The organism is Psychromonas sp. SA13A (genome assembly GCF_011378715.1).
In the GTDB taxonomy this organism is placed as follows: domain Bacteria; phylum Pseudomonadota; class Gammaproteobacteria; order Enterobacterales; family Psychromonadaceae; genus Psychromonas.
In genome coordinates this window covers 1-20,220 of the sequence record NZ_WTKU01000015.1, presented here as the reverse complement: position 1 = coordinate 20,220, position 20,220 = coordinate 1, and the positions used below count along the sequence as shown (strand labels likewise).

The following is a 20,220-nucleotide window of genomic DNA, read 5'->3' as shown; positions in this document are numbered from 1 at the left end:
GAGCCTTATAATGAGCGATGCTTTTAGCTATGACCTTGCCTTTTCTCGAAATCTTGGCTGGTTTACTGAAGATGAACAAGCAATTCTAAAAACCAAAAGAATAGCCATAGCTGGAATGGGTGGAGTGGGAGGTTCACATTTACTCACCTTAGTTCGCGTAGGTATTTCAAAATTTAACCTGTCTGATTTTGATGAATTTGGTTGCGAAAATACTAATCGACAAGCCGGTGCAAATACCAACACTTACGATAGAAAAAAATTAGATGTTATGGTCGAAATGGCCAAATCTATTAATCCTAACGTTGAGATTAACGTATTTCCTGAAGGCATTAATCACGACAATACTGATGCATTTTTAGAAGATGTTGATTGCTACGTTGACTCATTAGACTTTTTTGCCATCGAAGCCAGAAAACATGTTTTTAAGCTATGTGCTGAAAAAGGTATTCCCGCTACGACTGCAGCCCCGATAGGTATGGGTACCGCCTATTTAAACTTTCTTCCCGGAAAAATGACTTTTGAAGAGTATTTTCGTTTAGAAGGTTACACTGAAAATGAACAATACTTACGCTTTTTCCTCGGTTTAACACCCGCAGCATTACAACAAGCTTATTTAGTCGATCCTACGCGATTAGATCTTGGTAACAAAAAAGGCCCTTCTACCATGATGGGTTGCCAATTAGCATCAGGTGTTGCCGGCACTCAAGTTGTTAAAATATTACTTAATCGCGGCAAAGTACTTAATGTACCTTGGGGATTACATTTTGACGCCTATACCAATCGTTTCAAAAAAACGTGGCGTCCCGGTGGAAACAATAACATTATTCAACGTATCGCATTTGCTATTGGCAAAAAGAAATTACTTAGCAAGCTGCCAACAACTCCACAGCAAGAACCAGTAGAACTAACGCCTATAGAAAAAATTCTCGATTATGCACGTTGGGCGCCAAGTGGCGATAATATGCAAACATGGCAGTTTGAAATTATCGACGACACATCCTTTGTTATTCATGGCACCGATACCAGAGAACATTGTGTTTACGACCTAGACGGCCACTCAAGCCATTTAGCACATGGAATCTTACTTGAAACTATTGTTATTGCAGCTGCCCAATTTGGTTTTTCCCTTCAAACGACTAACGATTTTAGTGATGACAAACACATTAAAATGACAGTTAATCTGACTGCAGATGACATTGTGAATGACAGTGAGAATGACAAAGTGAGTAGCAGTGACTTATTTCCATTTATAAAAATTAGAGCTGTTCAACGTAGAGCGATGGGCACAAGAGCTTTGACCAGTAGCGAAAAAACAGAATTAGAAAGTGCCTTGCCAGCAGGATATAGCCTAACGTGGTTTGAATCCTTTGATGACCGCTTGAAATTAGCAAAACTTAATTTTTGCAATGCCAAAACGCGCTTAACCATGAAAGAGGCCTTTTATACCCACAGAGACATTATTGATTGGCATAAACAGTTTAGTGAAACTAAAATCCCAGAAAAAGCACTTGGTGTAGACTGGGCAACAGCTAGACTAATGCAATGGTTATTTAAAAGCTGGGATCGCATTGAGTTTATGAATAAATATTTTGCCGGAACGCTTTTACCTCGCATCCAATTAGATTTTATTCCTAGTTTAAAAAGTTGTGCTCACTTTGCCATACAAACCGACAACCAAACTAAATCCGTTGAAGACTATGTTGCAGCAGGACGAGCGCTACAACGTTTTTGGTTAACAACAGCAAAACTAGGCCTTGGCTTTCAACCCGAACAAACACCTGTAATTTTTTCTAAATATTTAAGGCAAGATATTAAATTTACAGAAAATGAAGCGGTCGTGCTTAATGCCGAAAAAGGTCGAGCTATGTTTGAAGCTTTAGTACCTAATACTGAGAACACCTTATTTTTAGGTCGATTAGGAAGAGGTCAATTACCTACGTCTCGTTCAATAAGAAAACCTTTAAAAGATTTAATGCTAAAACCATAGGTCTTTTTTTCGGTATTACCCCGAACGACAATACTTTTATTGGCACAACTAGTCTGACACAGGGGGCCTGCATTCATGGATGTTTGAAGTAAGCTCATTTGGCACATGGATGTGCCGTAAGATCTGCCGCGATATCAAAGCGAATAAACATCAAACGGGCAGAATGAACGCAGACGAACTATAAATAAAATACAAAAAATCAGACTAAAGCCGAAGCCCTAAAATATCAATGCTCAAATGCGATGATAAAATGTCGGCGTTCAATATCGATTATTTTTTGCTTTTATTTAAAAAATCTGCTTGACTCTGTACCTAGGTACAGAGTGTAGGATAGGAGCTATCGATGAATGAGAATAAACCAATTACTATTGGCGTGCTGGCTAAAGCAGCAAATGTTGGCGTAGAAACAATTCGTTTTTATCAACGTAAAGCCATTATTGAGCAACCACCAAAAATCAATGGATTTCGTCATTATTCTAATGAGGATATTCGCTCGATTCGTTTGGTGAAAAAGCTTCAAGGTGTTGGCTTTTCCTTAGATGAAATTAAGGAGTTTCTCATTTTCGATCATTGTTGTAGTCAATCACGATCAGTCGTTAAGCATAAATCGTTAACAAAAATCGAAGAAATTAAAACACAGATTTCTGAATTACAGGCAACGGTTAAAGCATTAGAAGTATTTTCAAATTCTTGTGGTTCAAGCAAGAGCGCTGAGACTGGTTGTCATTTACTAGATTGTTTTGAAAATCATTGGCAGTGCTGTAGTACTGACAACGATCCTAACCTAACTGGAGAGTAAGCATGAGTGAAGTATGTAAATGTTGTGAAGACAAAAAAAATCCGAGCTGTTGTTGTAATACAGATAGCTGTAAGTGTGCAGAAAGTTGTGCTTGTGGTGACTGCTGCACTAATTCAGATTGCTGCTAAACCCTTTAACATCTGAATAAGAACTGCCTATCTATTATAGTTTGCTCTTTACTGAGCCTGAGATAGGCAGCTTTTTAACAAACAAGCTCAAAGTTTGAGGAGTCTCATTTTTTTGCCTTTCATCGCTATTCAGCTCATTTCAACTTTTATTTTTAGCATTCTCTTTTTAAGCTCTTTTTGAAGAATAGTGATGTTATATGGCGTCATTGATTTCCATTTTTGACATTCATTTTTCGTCCTGCCACATCCCGAACACCACCCTTTACTACCTGAAAAATCACACTGTTCAATACAAGGGCTTTTTCTTTTCTTCATTTCTGATATCTCGCTTTATAGTGCTTTTACACTCAAAAAAACACTTTATTCAATTTTAAGCAACACTTGATTGATGCTTTCTTCTAATAGACGAAGACGATTAAACTCTTCAAATAAACGTTGTTCTAGGTTTTTAAAATTAAGGGGCAATGTGCGTTGGCAAATACCATAGCTACTTTCGAGCTTTTTATACCCATTCCAACTTTTTATACGTTTCTCTTCCAGAGCCATAAATTGAAGGATGAATTCAGCCTGAGAAGGACAATCTTCTTCCACATGCATGCAGATAGGAAAGGACTTTTGCTTAATCTGCGGCCCTTCTATAAAGGTTTCAAAGTGAATACCACCTTGGTTTTGGTTAAACCAATTATGTTTGGAGAGTTGCATGTAATTGCCACGATTATAAATTTCCCAGCCATCATCAAACCAACTCGCTTTCTGGAGCATTTTTTCGAGATTACGGAATACACTTTTTACATCTTTCATTAAATTTATTCTCATCCATTGCGACGTAAACTTGCACAAGTTCTACTTTGCTAATAAGAGTACCAGAAATTTAGCAAGTAAATAAGCAAGCTGAAAAAGAGGTCGTGTATTGTCATTATCATCGAACACTCTTAATTAATGAGCAATATTAAATACCAAAACTGACAGGTTAAGGTACTCAAATGCGATAATAAAACCCCACCGTTGGGCTTTCTAAAATCATCAAATTGACTGGAAGAGCTCAGACGAACTCACTCTAAGCAGTAACTCTAGCTTCAATAAAAAGTATAAAAACATTGCCCAATGTGGACGAACAACCCCACCGTTGAGTTTTCCCAAATCATCAATGGCTTTTAGCAAAGCCAAACAGGATGTTTGGGTTAGGCTCGTTTGGCACATGGATGTGCCGTAAGAGCCGATGCGTTATAAAAGCCATTTATTATTTGGATCAGAAAACGATCCGGTGTCAGTTTCTTTGCCTTTTCTAGGCACTGGTTTCTTTTCCGGTAAAAAAGACGTGTCGCCGACAGGGCGAAAGCACTATAAATAAGTACTAACCAGACTGGACGAGCGCAGACGAGTGTTAAAGCAATAAACTAAAGTCTATACTCAAGCTACAACAACGGGCTAAATAAATAGATAATGCTTTCTAATAAACGTTTGAAAAAAGATCGTTGTCGCCATTTCACCAAACTCACTTGCCTAGACGCTAACGTATAATGCATCTGTGCTGTTAACAACTCACCTGCAAACTTCGCATTATCAATCAACATCGTCATCTCAAAATTCAACCAGAAACTACGGCGATCTAAATTTACCGTACCAATTAAAGCAATTTTTTCATCAATCACAATACTCTTAGTATGCAATAAACCACCATAAAACTGATGAATCTCCACACCTGCACTTAGCAAGTCTTCAAAAAAAGCACGAGAGGCGTATTTCACCATCAGCGAATCATTTTTTGCCGGCAATATAATCTTCACATCGACACCACGCATTGCGGCTACCTGCAAAGCGGTTAATAAACTTTCATCGGGCACAAAATAAGGCGTGGTTAACACTAAACTGTATTTGGCTTCATAAATCGCCGTCAGTAATACTTGATGAATGCCTACTTTGCCAAACTCAGGTCCCGAGGGGATCAATTGAGAGTTTTCATCTCCTTCAATGCAAAATAGATCATTATTCGCAGGTGGTAGGTTAAGCACATGCTCTGTTTCTAAACACCAATCCCATACAAATAAGCCCTGCATATGTTGTACGATCGGGCCTTCACAACGCACCATCACATCGACCCACTCGCCAATGCCTTTATGTACATTAAAAAAAGCAGGGTCAACTAAATTCATACTGCCGGTATAGGCAATATGGTCATCGATACACACTAATTTTCGATGTAACCTTAGATCTTGTCTTTGAAATAATAAGCGCAACGCACCCACTGGCAGACCTTCAACCACTTCTACACCGGCTTTACGTAATTGAGCAGGTATTGCAGAGTTAAAAAAATCATGACTGCCTACTGAATCTAAGAGTAATTGGCATCTCACTCCTCTAGCTGCGGCGGCTTTTAATTCATTCAACAGTTGATTAATAAGCCCGCCTTCGTTGCAGATATAAAACATTAAATAACAATGTTTTTGTGAGGCTTTTATTTCTTTGATCAGTTCCAACAATATCTGATCCGTATCGGTGAGCAATGTGTGTTTATTGCCTTTAACCATCGGCATATTGGTATAGGATTCGACAAAGGCTTGCATTGAATGCGCATTGGCACTGATCTTATCTTTACTTTGCTTATGGGTGGTGGCTTGCTGTTGTATCCAGTTTAAAAACTCTCCTGCTAATAGCTTACGTTGCTTACTGCGCTTTGCACCTAGGGTTAACTCTCCGAAAATAAAATATCCCACCATTCCCACTAAAGGCAGTGCAAAAATAAGTAATAACCACGCTAATGACACACCAATTTGATTACGCGTTAATACCACTCGAAATGAGACAATAGTTAGCAGGCCAAAATAGAGTGTTGCGGAAAGTACAATATATATTTCACTCTCTAGCCACGTCATATGCGGTATAAAACGATCCATAAATTTCCCATTAAAATGATTAAAACCTATCTGTAGTATTTACTGGTTAACAATATAGAAAGATAAAAAACAGTACAGCTTTATTCGAATAAGCAATTGATGCCCAGTGATATACTCGTCAGCGCTTCATCTTTATACCTAGAATATTTTCACCTTGCGACAAGCTGATTTTTTACATCTTGAGTGATGAAGGATATGAATACGCTCAGAACATTAGTAATACTACGAATAAAGCGAGAAAGAGACAAAAAAGTTAATAATAACAAATATTTATCGACTCAATTATTTATTTTAAATAGCTTTCTTATAAATAATTTTCTTATAAGTAACTTTCTATAAGTAAACAATCGAGTCTATAAATTAAGAAGCAGAGTAAAGACAATAATGGAGAGCAAAACTAGTGCTTAGTCGTTATGTACTTATGTTCTGAATCCAAGTGTCTTTAATGGCGCTTATAACACCTCAAATAAAAAGTGGCTTCAGTCGCACTCATCGCTTCCTTTGGCTGATGGTTTTTCTCATTACCAAGTGTTTTATCACAAACAGCATTATCTTGAGACTGACTATCGATACAATCACCAACCACGTCAATACCTAATGAGTGAGCTAAAACAAACAGGGATTTTAACATTGCTTCACCTGCTAAATAACCAGGCACACCTTGAATGAAGTGTTTAGAAATTTTAAATTTTTCAATATTTAATTTATCGATCGAATATAAAACAGACCGCTCTGCACCAAAACCATCTACGGTTAATGAAATACCTAAACGACTTAAATTCAGTAAATTTTCTTGTAGCGTCGGTAAGGTACTACTAAATAAACTTTCATCAATTTCAAATTCAAACCATCTTGCCTCACAGCCCGTATCTAATAACACCTGTTGAATTGAGCCAATTAAAGTTACCTGTGACAGTTCTAGTTTTGATATATTAATCGCAATGCGACCAAAATTAATACCTGACTGATGCCACTTTGCAGCTTGCTTCGCTGATTTAGTAAAAGTTCTCAAGCCGAGTTCAATCAATAGACCAGATTGCTCTGCTAATATTGTAAAACAGCTTTGAGATAACACCCCTTGCTTTGGGTGATTCCAGCGTAAAAGAGATTCCACAGCCACTATTTGGCGTTTATTAAGGTCATACTGAGGTAAATAACAAATTTCGAATTGGTCTTCTTCAAAGCCTTTTTTTAACTCATTTTCTAATTCAAGCTGATGTGCAGAATGCACGGTTAACTCATTCGTATAGAAGTGATAAGTGCTACTTTGGTCTTTTTTACAACGTAACATGGCACTTTCTGCGTTAGAAAGGATCGAGTTTAGATCCATACCATCATCGGGAGAAATACTGATCCCAATAGATGAGGATAAATTAACCGGCATATCATCGATAATAAGATTTTCTGACAGTTGTTGATTAATTTTTTGTGCAATTAATGCCGCAACTTGCTCGTTGTCTAACTCTTCAATAACTAATACAAACTGATCATCACTAATACGAGCAATGATATCTCGGTTAGAGACACACTGCTGTAAACGTTTAGCCACGGTTTTAAGCACCCAATCACCTTTGTTATGACCATAACGTTCATTAATCAGTCTAAAGTCTTTAATTTCAACAAACAAAACGGCAATAGAAGTTGATTTATGAGCAGAACGAGCAATCGCTGCCTCTAAGTGGTTAAACAAAGCAATTCGATTATGTAATCCGGTCAAAGAGTCATGTCGAGATAAATACTTTATTTTTTCTTCGTTATGTTTAGTTTTTGTAAGGTCAGTAAAAGAATAAACACGATTTTCTGCTTTTATCCCTTGTTGCTTAATTTGATACACTTCTAACCAAAAATAACTTAAGTCACCATTTTTGGTATGAAAAACAGCATTACCTTGCCATTTACCTTCTTTTTTCAATCCACGTTCAATATCAACAAACAAACGACGGTAATCTCTACCGTAGGCAAAACTACTGATTTTTTTATCCAATAACTCATGTTTGGAATAGCCAGATATTTTTACGCAGGCATCATTCACACTGTCAACAACACCTGTTCCATCGGTCACTAATATACAGTCGCGACTGTTTTCAAAGACTAACATAGCGAGTTCAAGCTGTTTTTTTATCAAACTTTTTTCAGTGATATCTCGACCAATAGCAACTAAACCTTGTACCTTGCCATGTTTATCTTTAAGCGGTACTTTCTGCATGTAGATGTAATGTTGCTCACCATTGTTATAGGTCAAATATTCGTTATTATTGTATGTTTCATCATTAGCAATTACTTGTGCATCTTGGGCTTGGCACATTCTTGCTTGATTTAATTCAAATAATTGGTCATCTTTTTTGCCCACAATATCAGCTTCAGAACAACCCACAAATATTTCAAATTGCTTATTACAACCAATAAAGCGGCTCTCTAAATCTTTAAAGAAAATAAGATCTGAAGATAGATCGGCTGTAGCGCGCAACATCACACGTTCTTTTTCGATTTCGTATTTAGCAGCATTCATGTCAGACACATCAAATAGCATACCTATTTGCAGCTCACTACCATCAGCGACTTCTTCGCGAATTAAAAATTCACGTTTAATACCAGTTACATCGCGGATTTCACATTCAAGTAAATCGACTTGATGATCGTTAAACATACTTAATTTAGATGGGCGAACCTTTTTCGCGAGACCGTTCGGTAAAACGCTTTCTAAGGTTTGATTGATCAAGTTTTCAGGCAACAAACCAAACACTTGAGAGAAGTAGGTATTGCAGGCAATAATCTTACCCTGCATATTTTTGTAATAGATTGGGATACTAATACAGTCTAATGCGGCTTCCACCTCTGCTGAGACTAATAGAGCCTTACTGGAATCTTCTTCCATATTTACTTCACTAGACACTTCACTTTCAAGGCTAGTGTTAGCGGGACAAGTATTACCAAGGTAACTGTTATCAAGGTAAGTACAATCTAAGTGAGTAAATTTTTCAGCAATACGGGCTTTCACTGCAGCGTTTATAGGTAGCTCAGAAATTAAATATTGGTAGTGATCTGCTGCAATGACCTGTTCCAAGTTATCAGTCGACAACAAATGAATAAGATCAAATTGCACTAAAGAAGAATTTAATGAAAGTAAGGTTTTAGCTAACTTTATATTAGCCCCTATATATAACACCTTATTTACCGTAATAGACAAGACTCACTCCTTTACTCTCATATTTATATTTTCATTTAAAATTAGCCGCAGACTAAATGTAAATGAAAATATAAAAAAGGGGATATCAGATCCCCTTTTATTTAACTATATTTATTTACTTTACTACGTTTATTAACCTAATTGCTTACGCACATTTCTAAACATACGCATCCAAGGGCTATCCTCTTTCCATTCATCAGGATGCCATGAATTAGCAACTGTTCTAAATACACGCTCAGGATGCGGCATCATGATAGTTACTCGGCCATCTTTTGAGGTTAAACCTGTAATACCATTTGGCGAACCATTTGGATTAGCAGGGTAAGCTTCAGTATTGTTGCCGTAGTTATCGATAAAACGCAACGCCACAGAACCGCTTGCTTCAATCGCTGCAAGGTGAGCACTATCAGCAACTTCTACACGACCTTCGCCATGTGAAACAGCAATAGGCATATGTGAGCCAGCCATGTCATTTAAGAACAATGAATTAGACTTTTGCACTTCAACTAAACTAAAACGCGCTTCAAAACGTTCAGAGTTATTGCGAACAAAACGTGGCCATAAGTCTGAACCTGGAATTAATTCATTCAGGTTTGATAGCATTTGACAGCCATTACACACACCTAATGCAAATGAATTCTCACGCTCAAAGAAAGTTTGGAATTGGTTACGCGCTTGTTCATTAAACAAGATTGACTTAGCCCAACCTTCACCAGCGCCTAATACGTCACCGTAAGAGAAACCACCACAAGCGACTAAACCAGCAAAGTCTTTCAATTGAACATCACCTGATAAGACATCACTCATGTGAACATCAATTGCAGAGAAACCAGCGCGATTAAAGGCTGCGGCCATCTCTTGTTGAGAGTTTACACCTTGTTCACGCAGAATAGCCATGCGCGGTTGAACACCTTTAGCAATATAAGGCGCAGCAACATCTTCATTAAGATCAAAAGTTAACTTAGTTGATAGGCCTGGATCTTTATCATCTAATTTAAGATCAAACTCTTGCTGTGCACATTCAGAATTATCACGTAACGATTGCATTTTAAGCGTTGTTTCAGCCCAAATACCACGGAACTCACTACGTTTTGCAGTTAAGACTTCTTCACCATCACGAATAAATTCGATTTGGTCAGTTTCATTTAATGAACCAATCACTAATGAACTTGACGATAAACCGTGTCCAGCAAGTGTATTTAATACTGCTTCTTTGTCTTCACGTTTAACTTGGATAACCGCGCCTAACTCTTCAGAGTAAAGGGCAGCAAAGTCATCACTTCCCACTTGGTCAAGTTTAACAGTCACACCGCAATGTCCAGCAAAGGCCATTTCAGTAATAGTAGAAAATAAACCGCCATCACTTCTATCGTGATAAGCCAGTAATTTTTGATCAGCAACTAAAGTTTGCACGGCATTAAAGAAGCCTCTTAATAGTTCAGGGCTATCTAAATCTGGTGTCGTTTCACCTAATTGCTTATAAACTTGCGCAAGTGATGAACCACCTAAACGGTTTTTACCATTACCTAAGTCAATCAGAATTAAATCAGTTTCACCTTGGTCTGTACGCAACTGCGGTGTCACCGTATTACGGATATCACGCACTGCGCCAAATGCGGTAATAATTAAAGATAGCGGAGAAATAACTTCTTTATCACTGCCATCTTCTTGCTGCCAACGTGTTTTCATTGACATTGAATCTTTACCAACAGGGATAGTCAGTTCTAATTCAGGACATAACTCCTCACCTACGGCTTTAACTGCTTCATACAAACCAGCATCTTCGCCAGGGTGACCCGTTGCAGACATCCAGTTAGCAGATAGTTTAATACGTTTGAAATCACCAATATCAGAACATGCGATATTAGTAATTGATTCAGCCACAGCCAAACGAGCAGAAGCACCAAAGTTAAGCAATGCAACAGGCGTACGTTCACCCAATGCCATCGACTCACCGAAGTACGTATCGTAACTTGCAGCTGTTACCGCACAATCGGCAACAGGCACTTGCCAAGGGCCAACCATTTGGTCACGCGCAACAAGACCGGTTACTGTTCTGTCACCAATCGTAATAAGGAAGGTTTTTTCAGCAATAGACGGTAAACGTAATAAACGCTCAGCAGCCCCCCTAACGGTTGCACCAGAAAGATCTAACTTCTTACCTGTTGCTGTTTGCGTTTTAACATCGCGATGCATTTTAGGTGCTTTACCTAATAATACTTCTAACGGCATATCGATCGGTTTGTTATCAAATTCAGGATCGTTAAGTGTTAAATGCATCTCTTCTGTTGCTTCACCGATCACTGCATATAGTGCACGTTCACGCTTACAGATAGCTTCAAAAGTAGCTAAGTTTTCAGGCTTAACGGCCATTACATAACGTTCTTGAGATTCATTACACCAGATTTCATGCGGTGCCATGCTTTTCTCATCATTTGGAATAGCACGCAAATCGAAAATACCACCACGACCGCCATCATTCACAAGCTCAGGCATTGCATTTGATAAACCACCCGCCCCTACATCGTGAATAAATTGGATTGGGTTATCTTCACCCATCTGCCAACAACGGTCGATCACTTCTTGACAACGACGTTCCATTTCTGGGTTTTCACGCTGTACAGAAGCAAAGTCTAGATCTTCAGATGAAGCACCAGAGTCCATTGATGATGCAGCACCACCGCCTAGACCGATGTTCATTGCAGGGCCGCCTAATACGATTAACTTAGCGCCTACTGGAATTTCTTTTTTCTGAACATGTTCACGGCGAATATTACCTAACCCACCAGCCAACATGATTGGTTTGTGGTAACCACGGATTTCATTGCCGTTATGACTTTCTACTTGTTCTTCATAAGTACGGAAGTAACCAAGAATATTAGGGCGACCAAATTCATTATTAAAGGCTGCGCCACCTAATGGCGCTTCTAGCATAATATCTAACGCAGAAACGATGCGGCTTGGTTTACCAAAGTCCGTTTCCCATGGTTGTTCAAAGCTTGGAATACGTAAATTAGAAACAGAGAAACCGACTAAACCAGCTTTAGGCTTAGAACCAATACCGGTTGCGCCTTCATCACGAATTTCACCACCAGAGCCCGTTGCAGCACCAGGGAAAGGCGAAATAGCCGTTGGGTGGTTATGGGTTTCTACTTTCATCAAGATATCAATATCTTCATGGTGGTAACCAAATTCTCTGTCATCAACGCTTGGGAAGAAACGCCCTGCTTGATAACCTTCCATCACTGCCGCGTTATCTTTGTATGCTGATAATACATATTCAGGATGTAGTTCATGTGTATTTCGAATCATTTTAAACAATGATTTAGGCTGTTTTTGGCCATCAATTGTCCAATCCGCATTGAATATCTTATGACGACAATGCTCTGAGTTTGCCTGTGCAAACATCATTAATTCGATATCGTTAGGGTTACGACCTAACTTAATAAAGTTTTCAACTAAGTAATCTATTTCATCATCTGCTAGTGCTAAACCTAAACTCACATTGGCAGCTTCTAATGCGCTTCGGCCTTGGCCTATCACATCAATGCTTGTCATTTCACCCGCTTTACCGTGAACAAATAATGTCGCCGCATCATCCAATGACGTTAAAACTACTTCCATCATTCGATCATGTAACAATTCTGTTAATGCTTTGATTTGTTCTGGATTCAGTTCAGCACTGGTTTCAACATAATAAGCGATACCTCGCTCTAGGCGCTTCACTTTGGTTAAACCACAGTTTTTAGCAATGTCCGTTGCTTTTGAGGACCAAGGCGAAATGGTGCCAGGGCGTGGTGTCACAAAGAGTAGTATCCCTACAGGATCATGCTCTGCTATTTTCGGTCCGTAAGTTAATAGCTTTTTTAATACAGCTAACTCTTGGTCATTTAAAGAATCAGATAAATCTGCGGCATGCATAAATTCAGCATATAGGCCTGTCACAGGTAAATCTAACGCTTCACAGTTTTTCAACAACTGATTAACACGAAATGTCGATAAGGCAGGTGCCCCTCGCAAAATTTCCATAGGTTATTACTCTCGTTGGATAAATAAATGAACTTGGGTTTAGCTCTATATTATAAAAGAAAAGCATTTTTTATTAAATAGAAACACTCTATAGTCTGTGATAAATAAACCCGTTAATTGGTAAATAAATGGATATTTAAATCCTTTATTGGATAATGTGACCACTCGACTAACTGGATTGATACAACTGTCTATGAATAAACCTGTCTCTTTTACTCTTATTTCTTCTCGCTTAAAGATTTTTTTATCCATTATTTTGGTGTCTTTTATCAGCGCCTGTAACCCGTTTGTACACACTACAGACCTACAAGAAATGCAAAAACGCCGCACATTAATAATGGGCACCACCAACAGTTCATTAACTTATAACTATGATGGTGAGAATTACAGCGGTCTAGATTATGAACTTGGAAAGAAGTTTGCTAATTATTTAAAAGTAAAATTAGTAGTCAAAGAGTTCGAAAACTTAGACGATTTATTTTCTGCACTAGATAATAACGACATTGATTTTGCCGGGGCGGGATTAACGCTAACGCCTAATCGAGCAGAAAAATACCGTAGTTCCCCGCCATACTATTACCTCACTCAAAAACTTGTTTACCACAAAGGTACCTATCGCCCGCGAGAAATGGCAGACATTAATGGCCCCGTGAGTGTGTTAAAAGGCAGTAGCCACGAAGAAAACATTAGTAAATCACAACAAGAATACCCAGACCTAGTGATCAATGTATTAGAGAACGAAGATCAAGAGTCCTTATTACGAAAAATAGCAGAAAAAGAGATCAAATTTGCGATCGTAGACAGTACCACTTTGGCACAAAAACAACGCTACTACCCCGCACTAGCAGAAGCATTTACTATCAATGAAAAGCAGCCTGTAGCTTGGTTAATTCGAAAAGCTCCTGACGATACTTTGTATTCAGCAATGATTGAATTTATGGGCAATCAATACAAATTAGGCACCATTGCAAAAATAGAAGAAAAGTACTTTGGTCATGTTGGACACTTCGATTATGTGGATACGCGTACCTTTTTAAAACGCATTACAAGCAAATTGCCAAAATACGAAACCTTATTTAAAAAATACGCGACACCAGATGTAGATTGGTTATTACTTGCCTCCGTAAGTTATCAAGAGTCACATTGGAACCCTAAGGCTCGATCTCCTACGGGTGTGCGAGGCATGATGATGTTGACCCTAGATACAGCCAAGTTTATCGGTGTCAAAAACCGACTCAATGCAGAACAAAGTATTGAGGGCGGAGCTAAATATCTGACTCAACTGATAAAAAGATTACCTGAAAGCATCCCAGAAGATGAGAAAATTTGGTTTGCATTAGCTTCCTATAATATAGGTTTAGGTCATTTATTAGATGTACGCCGAATTACTAAAATGCGTAAACAAAACCCCAATTCATGGGCCGATGTAAAAGATAACTTACCTCTATTGCATCAACGGAAATGGTACACAAAAACTCGCTATGGTTATGCACGTGGGCGCGAAGCACAACATTACGTAGATAATATTCGCCAATATTTGAAAACCTTGACTTGGCATGTACAAGAACAAGAAAAAGCACAAAGAATAGAAGCAGAAAAGCAAGCTGAAATAGAACGACTAGCAGCAATTGAAGCCGCAGAGAAACAAGCTGAAATAGATCGGTTAGCGGCAATCGAAGCGGCAGAAAAGCAAGCGGAAATAGATCGATTAGCGGCTATTGAAGCAGCAAAACAAGCGGAGATAGATCGTTTAGCGGCCATCGAAGCAGAGAAACAGGCCGAAGTCACACGTTTAGCTAACATCGAAGCAGAAAAACAAGATGAAATTAAACGCTTGGCGGCGATCGCTGCCGCTAAAGAACAAGCCGAGTTAGATCGTTTAGCAGCGATTGAAGTCGCTAAGCAGCAAGCGAAAATAGATCGTTTGGCGGCGATTAAAGCAGAGAAAGAAAAAGCATTGAAAAAGGAAGCTGCGGAAAAGGCTGCTAAAAAAGCACTTGAAGCAGCATCCAGCGCGGCAATAAAAACACAAACGGATGCAACTTCAACAGACAAAAAATAAACATAAGCTCCCCGCAGTGAGCCGGCTTTGCTCACTGCTTTAATTATGTTTTCTAAGTTTGTTTTTTAAGTCTGTTTTTAATCACACATTTAAGCTGCGACCTTTTAATCAAGGCCTTTAATTTGGTCTTAATTGGGGCTACTCACTTATCGCTGCTATCATTCAAGATGCAAAAATTAGCAAGGTATGAAGGTAACTGTTTCTAAACATAAACCTTCGTTTAATACTATGTTTTCAATTTAATACGTTACATCTAAATTATGTACATCTATGTTAATTTAATATCCTAAACAGCCACGATCTGCCATTATTACTACTATACCGACACTATTACCATTACGGCATAAAATAGCTTAAAACTATCAAACCAATAAAAACAATCGATTTTAACTATCGAAATTATTGCAGTATTATCCTTACATCAAACAGAAACTAAATAAGCTAACTGATTAAGGTAATAAAATGAGCAAGCAAACGGTACAACAAATTATGCAAAAACAACCTCTTAGCGTGCAGTGTCAAACACCGTTGGCAGAGATTATTAAAGTATTGATAAGTAGTCAACAGGCACAATTACCCGTGATAAATAGTAGTCAGCAACTCATTGGTATGGTGTCGCTCATTGACTGCCAAAAAGCATTAATGATCAGCGCTTACCATTGTGATAAACCAGTTCGAGTAAACGATATAATGGCTAAAGAGTTTACTTTTTTAAAGGCCGATGAGGACCTTTCAGAAGTCGCGATTAAAACGCAAAAATACACAGAGAATATTTTCCCTGTACTTAATGAAGGGAAATTGATCGGAATAATGAAACGGGTTGATTTGTTAGTTCACCTACAACACAACTTAGCGCTTTGCTCACAGGCTCAATAAATCTAATTACTTATACTTGCTTACTTAATGACTTGAATTCAGGCCTTATAAAAAGAGCGATGTTGGAATCCAAGTGTTTCAACATCGTAATATCCAAGCTTTCAAACATCGTGGTGTAAGAGGGATTAAGTAATTAGTCCTTCTTTTCTATAGTAACTTGTATATTTTTGCTATTTCCAGCAAACCACTTTTGCACATATAAACTACCAACAATAGGCGCTTGCCCTTCTTCTGGTACTTCTTTGTAACGTACGCTATTTTTAGTCTCTTTTTCAATTTCAAAATTAATCACTTTACTAGACATTGCCTTTCTCTCCTTTGTTTGCCTGTTTAAGCGCCTTTTTCTCTTTGCGGCGACGCCTGAAAAAATCACTTATTTTATTCGCACACTGTTCAGCATAAATACCCGATGTCACTTCAATCTGATGATTTAAATGTTCATTACGTACTAAATCAAAAACACTGCCCGCAGCCCCCGTTTTATAATCACCCGCGCCATACACTAACCTTTTGATACGAGCGTGTACCAAAGCCCCCGCACACATAGGACAAGGCTCTAGTGTCACATATAGCGTACAATCAATAAGACGATAATTTTTTAATACTTTACCTGCATTAGTGATCGCGATAATTTCTGCGTGCGCACAGGCATTATGCTCAACAATAGAAAGATTCCAACCTTCTGCAATCACTTCATTATTTTTCACTAATACAGCACCAACGGGTATCTCACCGACGGCTTCTGCTTTATCTGCCAATGCGAGTGCATACAGCATCCAATCTTGGTCGTTATAGTCTGTAGTGTTTTGACTATTAAACTGGGCTTTTGGGCTATTTACAATAGGTGATTGTTCTCGCGATACGGAGCAAGGTGTCATAGGAATATTATTCTCAGCCATAGGTACATCACCGCTAGGCGAGGAGGAGCTATAGCCTTCTATAGAACCACTACAGTCTGCCATAAAATCACTACAGTCAAACTGTTGAAGTGTATCTTGATTTGATTTTTTACACATATCTTGATGCTATTAAGCTATAAAATAAGAGAATAATATAATGTTGTTAGTTCAACACCATATATGAGATAAACCCAGCCAGCGATTGCCAAATAAGGTCCAAAAGGTAATGGTCGACTTTGTTTATCTTTAGAGGCGGCAATCACAGCAATACCGATGATTGCACCTGCAAATGAAGATAATAGAATAATCAGCGGTAATGCCTGCCAACCAAACCAAGCTCCTAGTGCAGCCAGTAATTTAAAATCACCGTAACCCATCCCTTCTTTACCGGTGAGTAATTTAAACCCCCAGTAAATAGACCACAGGCTCAAATAACCAAATACAGCACCGAGCAAAGCATCTTCTAGCCCAGTAAAAATACCGGACATATTCACCAATAATCCTAGCCAAATTAATGGCAACGTGAGTTGGTCAGGTAACAGCATGGTATCGAAATCGATAAAAGTAAGGCAGATCAATACCCAAGTAAAAATCAAGGCAAATAAAGCGGGCCAACCAAAGGGAACAAAATAAGCAACCGCAACGGACATTACCCCTGTCAGCAACTCTATGCTTGGGTAACGCGCTGATATCTTGCAATCGCAATGCTTACAACGGCCTTTTTGAACTAACCAACTAATCAGCGGAATATTTTCAAGAGAGCCAATAAGGTGGCTACATTGAGGGCAACGCGAACGTGGCAATACGAGATTAAAAGGTGTTTCGTCTAGGTCAATATTGGCTTCAGGGAAAGCATCTTTGCATTCGGCTTTCCAACTGCGCTCCATCATCACCGGTAAGCGATAAATAACAACATTCAAAAATGAACCAATCAATAGTCCTAAGATTAAAACAGTTCCAAAATAATAACTTGGAACTTGCTCCATTAGCATGATCACTTCATTCATAATTGCCTTAACTTTATCTATTAATTAATTGTGGATAATACCGTTTGTATTGAGTATGTGCTCTATATGATTACGATTGGCATAATATCCTAATGATACTTTGAGATACAAAGTCAGCAAGGAAAATTTATGCAATGGATACATTTCAAGGTAAGTTTCATGCCTCTTAACCAGAAAGCGTAAACTATGGGATCAATTCAGCATTGCTATAATCACCAAGGAAGCATCACTACTTGATATGGCACCTCACTATTTGATATGACAGATGGTTGTGACAAGCAAGCTAGTTTTTAACAAAGCATTTGAAGTAGCGTGAGGATAAAAAACTACTTGAACCTATGAGAACAAGTAGTTTTAAGAAAGCGCATTTGTAAATAGAATAAATTAATTAGCTGTAGGCAAGCAAATTTCATCATCAGTGAAGAAGTAAGCAATCTCACGAGAAGCAGATTCAGGACTATCTGAACCGTGCACAGCGTTATAACGAGTCGAATCAGCATAATCTGCACGAATAGTACCTGCAGCTGCTTGAGTAGGGTCTGTTTTACCAATTAATTCACGGTAAGTAGGGATCACGTTCTCGCCTTGTAAAACCTGAACCATAATTGGACCTGAAGTCATAAACTCAACCAGTGGTTCGTAAAATTCTCTGCCTTTATGTTCTGCGTAAAAACCTTCTGCTTGTTCACGAGTTAATTGCATCATTTTTGCAGCAACAATCGTAAAATGAGCATTCTCAAAACGCTGTAAGATAGCGCCAATTAGGTGTTTACCGACAGCATCTGGTTTAATAATGGAAAGTGTTCTTTCTAATGGCATAATAGCTTCTTAAATCGAGTTAATAGGAAGTGCAATATAACCCGTATAGATAGTAGCTATCAATGACAACATAACTATAGGGGAATTAATATCACATTTCATTTAGGCAGATGTTTATTTATCAAGCAACTTATAGTCGTTACCATTCAAGGAAATTCAACATTAAAATTCATCTTCGCAAACGAATCTTAACCAAGAAAATTATCTTTGGTATTTTACTATTACTGACGGCTGTCTTTGGCTGGAGTTTTTTACCAAGTAGTCCAGGGAAAATGACATTAATTGATCAGCAATATCGCCAGTACTCTACAACTTGTCCTGCGCTCATTAATGTAAAAAGTACAGCGCCCACCGATGCGCTCAATAGTACGTTTTCTTTATTAAACTGGAATATTTATAAACAGCAGCATCAACAATGGTCTAATAAGTTAAATGAATGGGCAAATCAAGCGGATCTAATCACTTTGCAGGAAGCTAAATATGACCAAGACTTGATCCATTTTAGCCAACAACAAAAACTGTCCTATTATCAAAACATTGCCTTTAATTACCAAAAACAAAATTATGGCGTTAATACATTTAGTCGCGTTCAAGCACAACAAGCCTGCGGAACGCGTTATTCTGAACCTTGGACCCTAGTTCCTAAAACAGGTATAGCAACTACCTATGCATTTAAAGACACAACACAATCATTATTATTGGTGAATTTACACGGTGTGAACTTCACTTTTACGGCTGAACCACTTAAAGAGCAAGTTGCACCTTATATCCAACTTATTGAACAACATCAGGGTCCAATTATTATTAGTGGGGACTTTAATACTTGGAGTGAGGCAAGGACGAAAGAGATCATCGGTACACTTGTAAAAGCAGGCTTTAATGAAACACAGTTCTCTAAAGATCAGCGTCTGACTATTCTTGGCCTACCCTTAGATCATATATTTTTTAGAGATTTAGAAATGATTAATGCTAAAAGTATTGCAACGATTGCCTCTGACCATACGCCACAATTAGTCACCTTTAGTTTATTAACGAAAAATTAATAATACTTGGATTCAGATTATAAGTGCATAACTTGAATTAGTAGAAAAAGCGGTCAGCTGAATATATGCTTATCGCTTTTTCTCCGGCAAGAGATGCAACAATGAAAACATATAAACAACTGACCTATGGGCTAAGATGCCAGATTTATGCTTTAAAGAAAATAGGTCTGAGTCAAAATAAAATTGCGCAACAGTTAAAAGTTAGTCAATCAACTATCAGTAGAGAGCTTTCTCGTAATACAGGTAAGCGAGGATATCGCATTAAACAAGCCCAATCGTTTGCACATCATCGTCGATTACATTCTCGTAAAGCAATTAAAATGACGAGTAGCCTCATTGCATTAATTAACTCAAAGATTCGACTCGAATGGAGTCCCGAGCAAATATCAGGATGGTTGCGAGAAGAACACAAAGTGCGGATTAGCCATGAAACGATTTATCTTTATATTTGGTCTGATAAGAAACGTGGAGGTCAGTTATTTCAATACCT

The 20,220-nt window shown here is 38.2% G+C and carries 15 protein-coding genes; 6 read left to right on the top strand and 9 right to left on the bottom strand.

The genetic code is table 11. From position 1 onward, the window contains the following. The first annotated feature begins 10 nt into the window (after window positions 1–10). On the top strand, window positions 11–1,987 hold the full coding sequence (locus GQR44_RS20065) for a ThiF family adenylyltransferase (protein WP_166372243.1): 1,977 nt from the start codon (window positions 11–13) through the stop codon (window positions 1,985–1,987). Window positions 1,988–2,330: 343 nt separating this feature from the next. Further along, window positions 2,331–2,786: a MerR family transcriptional regulator gene (locus GQR44_RS13280; RefSeq protein WP_166372242.1), complete on the top strand. Its 456-nt coding sequence runs from the start codon at window positions 2,331–2,333 to the stop codon at window positions 2,784–2,786. Between the two features lie 257 nt (window positions 2,787–3,043). Here the strand turns inward: GQR44_RS13280 and GQR44_RS13275 are convergent, their stop codons facing one another. The 5 genes from GQR44_RS13275 to purL all read right to left on the bottom strand — a co-directional run bounded on the left by GQR44_RS13275 (window position 3,044) and on the right by purL (window position 13,024). Beyond that, window positions 3,044–3,229 carry a DUF1289 domain-containing protein gene (locus GQR44_RS13275; RefSeq protein WP_166372241.1) on the bottom strand — a complete coding sequence of 62 codons (186 nt, stop codon included), beginning with the start codon at window positions 3,227–3,229 and terminating at the stop codon, window positions 3,044–3,046. A gap of 45 nt (window positions 3,230–3,274) precedes the next feature. Beyond that, a complete protein-coding gene (locus tag GQR44_RS13270) occupies window positions 3,275–3,715 on the bottom strand; it encodes a hypothetical protein (protein WP_166372240.1) in 441 nt (146 codons plus the stop codon). Between the two features lie 614 nt (window positions 3,716–4,329). Beyond that, complete coding sequence (cls, locus tag GQR44_RS13265; RefSeq protein WP_166372239.1) at window positions 4,330–5,808, bottom strand: cardiolipin synthase; 1,479 nt, start codon at window positions 5,806–5,808, stop codon at window positions 4,330–4,332. 442 nt (window positions 5,809–6,250) lie between these two features. Continuing rightward, window positions 6,251–8,995, bottom strand: coding sequence for an EAL domain-containing protein (locus GQR44_RS13260; protein ID WP_166372238.1), 2,745 nt, complete (start codon window positions 8,993–8,995; stop codon window positions 6,251–6,253). A 132-nt stretch (window positions 8,996–9,127) separates the two neighbouring features. Further along, window positions 9,128–13,024 carry a phosphoribosylformylglycinamidine synthase gene (purL, locus tag GQR44_RS13255; protein ID WP_166372237.1) on the bottom strand — a complete coding sequence of 1,299 codons (3,897 nt, stop codon included), beginning with the start codon at window positions 13,022–13,024 and terminating at the stop codon, window positions 9,128–9,130. 157 nt (window positions 13,025–13,181) lie between these two features. Between purL and mltF the strand changes: the two genes are divergently transcribed. After that, window positions 13,182–15,086 (top strand): membrane-bound lytic murein transglycosylase MltF, encoded by a 1,905-nt coding sequence (gene mltF, locus GQR44_RS13250; RefSeq protein WP_346774356.1) that lies wholly within the window; start codon window positions 13,182–13,184, stop codon window positions 15,084–15,086. A gap of 462 nt (window positions 15,087–15,548) precedes the next feature. Further along, window positions 15,549–15,962, top strand: a complete 414-nt coding sequence (locus tag GQR44_RS13245) for a CBS domain-containing protein (protein WP_166372236.1) — start codon at window positions 15,549–15,551, stop codon at window positions 15,960–15,962. A gap of 133 nt (window positions 15,963–16,095) precedes the next feature. On the opposite strand, the gene GQR44_RS13240 is transcribed toward GQR44_RS13245, so the two are convergent. The 4 genes from GQR44_RS13240 to ndk all read right to left on the bottom strand — a co-directional run bounded on the left by GQR44_RS13240 (window position 16,096) and on the right by ndk (window position 18,687). Next, a complete protein-coding gene (locus tag GQR44_RS13240; protein ID WP_166372235.1) occupies window positions 16,096–16,266 on the bottom strand; it encodes a hypothetical protein in 171 nt (56 codons plus the stop codon). Next, window positions 16,259–16,804 (bottom strand): tRNA adenosine(34) deaminase TadA, encoded by a 546-nt coding sequence (tadA, locus tag GQR44_RS13235; RefSeq protein WP_346774359.1) that lies wholly within the window; start codon window positions 16,802–16,804, stop codon window positions 16,259–16,261. Before tadA ends, GQR44_RS13240 begins: the two co-directional genes overlap by 8 nt. Before the next feature lie 191 nt (window positions 16,805–16,995). Beyond that, the gene (locus GQR44_RS13230; RefSeq protein ID WP_166372234.1) at window positions 16,996–17,868 is read right to left on the bottom strand and encodes an A24 family peptidase; all 873 of its coding nucleotides are present in this window, start codon (window positions 17,866–17,868) and stop codon (window positions 16,996–16,998) included. Window positions 17,869–18,252: 384 nt separating this feature from the next. Next, window positions 18,253–18,687 carry a nucleoside-diphosphate kinase gene (gene ndk / locus GQR44_RS13225; RefSeq protein ID WP_166372233.1) on the bottom strand — a complete coding sequence of 145 codons (435 nt, stop codon included), beginning with the start codon at window positions 18,685–18,687 and terminating at the stop codon, window positions 18,253–18,255. 110 nt (window positions 18,688–18,797) lie between these two features. On the opposite strand from ndk, the gene GQR44_RS13220 reads away from it, so the two are divergent. Then, on the top strand, window positions 18,798–19,730 hold the full coding sequence (locus GQR44_RS13220) for an endonuclease/exonuclease/phosphatase family protein (protein ID WP_166372232.1): 933 nt from the start codon (window positions 18,798–18,800) through the stop codon (window positions 19,728–19,730). 101 nt (window positions 19,731–19,831) lie between these two features. Continuing rightward, window positions 19,832–20,220 (top strand): helix-turn-helix domain-containing protein (locus tag GQR44_RS13215; RefSeq protein WP_166371881.1); only part of this gene is annotated, 389 nt, incomplete at its 3' end.

Coding starts and splice junctions, on each gene's coding strand:
- GQR44_RS20065 (WP_166372243.1), top strand. CDS start 11: ATGAGCGATGCTTTTAGCTATGACCTTGCCTTTTCTCGAAATCTTGGC.
- GQR44_RS13280 (WP_166372242.1), top strand. CDS start 2,331: ATGAATGAGAATAAACCAATTACTATTGGCGTGCTGGCTAAAGCAGCA.
- GQR44_RS13275 (WP_166372241.1), bottom strand. CDS start 3,229: ATGAAGAAAAGAAAAAGCCCTTGTATTGAACAGTGTGATTTTTCAGGT.
- GQR44_RS13270 (WP_166372240.1), bottom strand. CDS start 3,715: ATGAAAGATGTAAAAAGTGTATTCCGTAATCTCGAAAAAATGCTCCAG.
- cls (WP_166372239.1), bottom strand. CDS start 5,808: ATGGATCGTTTTATACCGCATATGACGTGGCTAGAGAGTGAAATATAT.
- purL (WP_166372237.1), bottom strand. CDS start 13,024: ATGGAAATTTTGCGAGGGGCACCTGCCTTATCGACATTTCGTGTTAAT.
- GQR44_RS13245 (WP_166372236.1), top strand. CDS start 15,549: ATGAGCAAGCAAACGGTACAACAAATTATGCAAAAACAACCTCTTAGC.
- GQR44_RS13240 (WP_166372235.1), bottom strand. CDS start 16,266: ATGTCTAGTAAAGTGATTAATTTTGAAATTGAAAAAGAGACTAAAAAT.
- GQR44_RS13230 (WP_166372234.1), bottom strand. CDS start 17,868: ATGAATGAAGTGATCATGCTAATGGAGCAAGTTCCAAGTTATTATTTT.
- ndk (WP_166372233.1), bottom strand. CDS start 18,687: ATGCCATTAGAAAGAACACTTTCCATTATTAAACCAGATGCTGTCGGT.
- GQR44_RS13220 (WP_166372232.1), top strand. CDS start 18,798: ATGTTTATTTATCAAGCAACTTATAGTCGTTACCATTCAAGGAAATTC.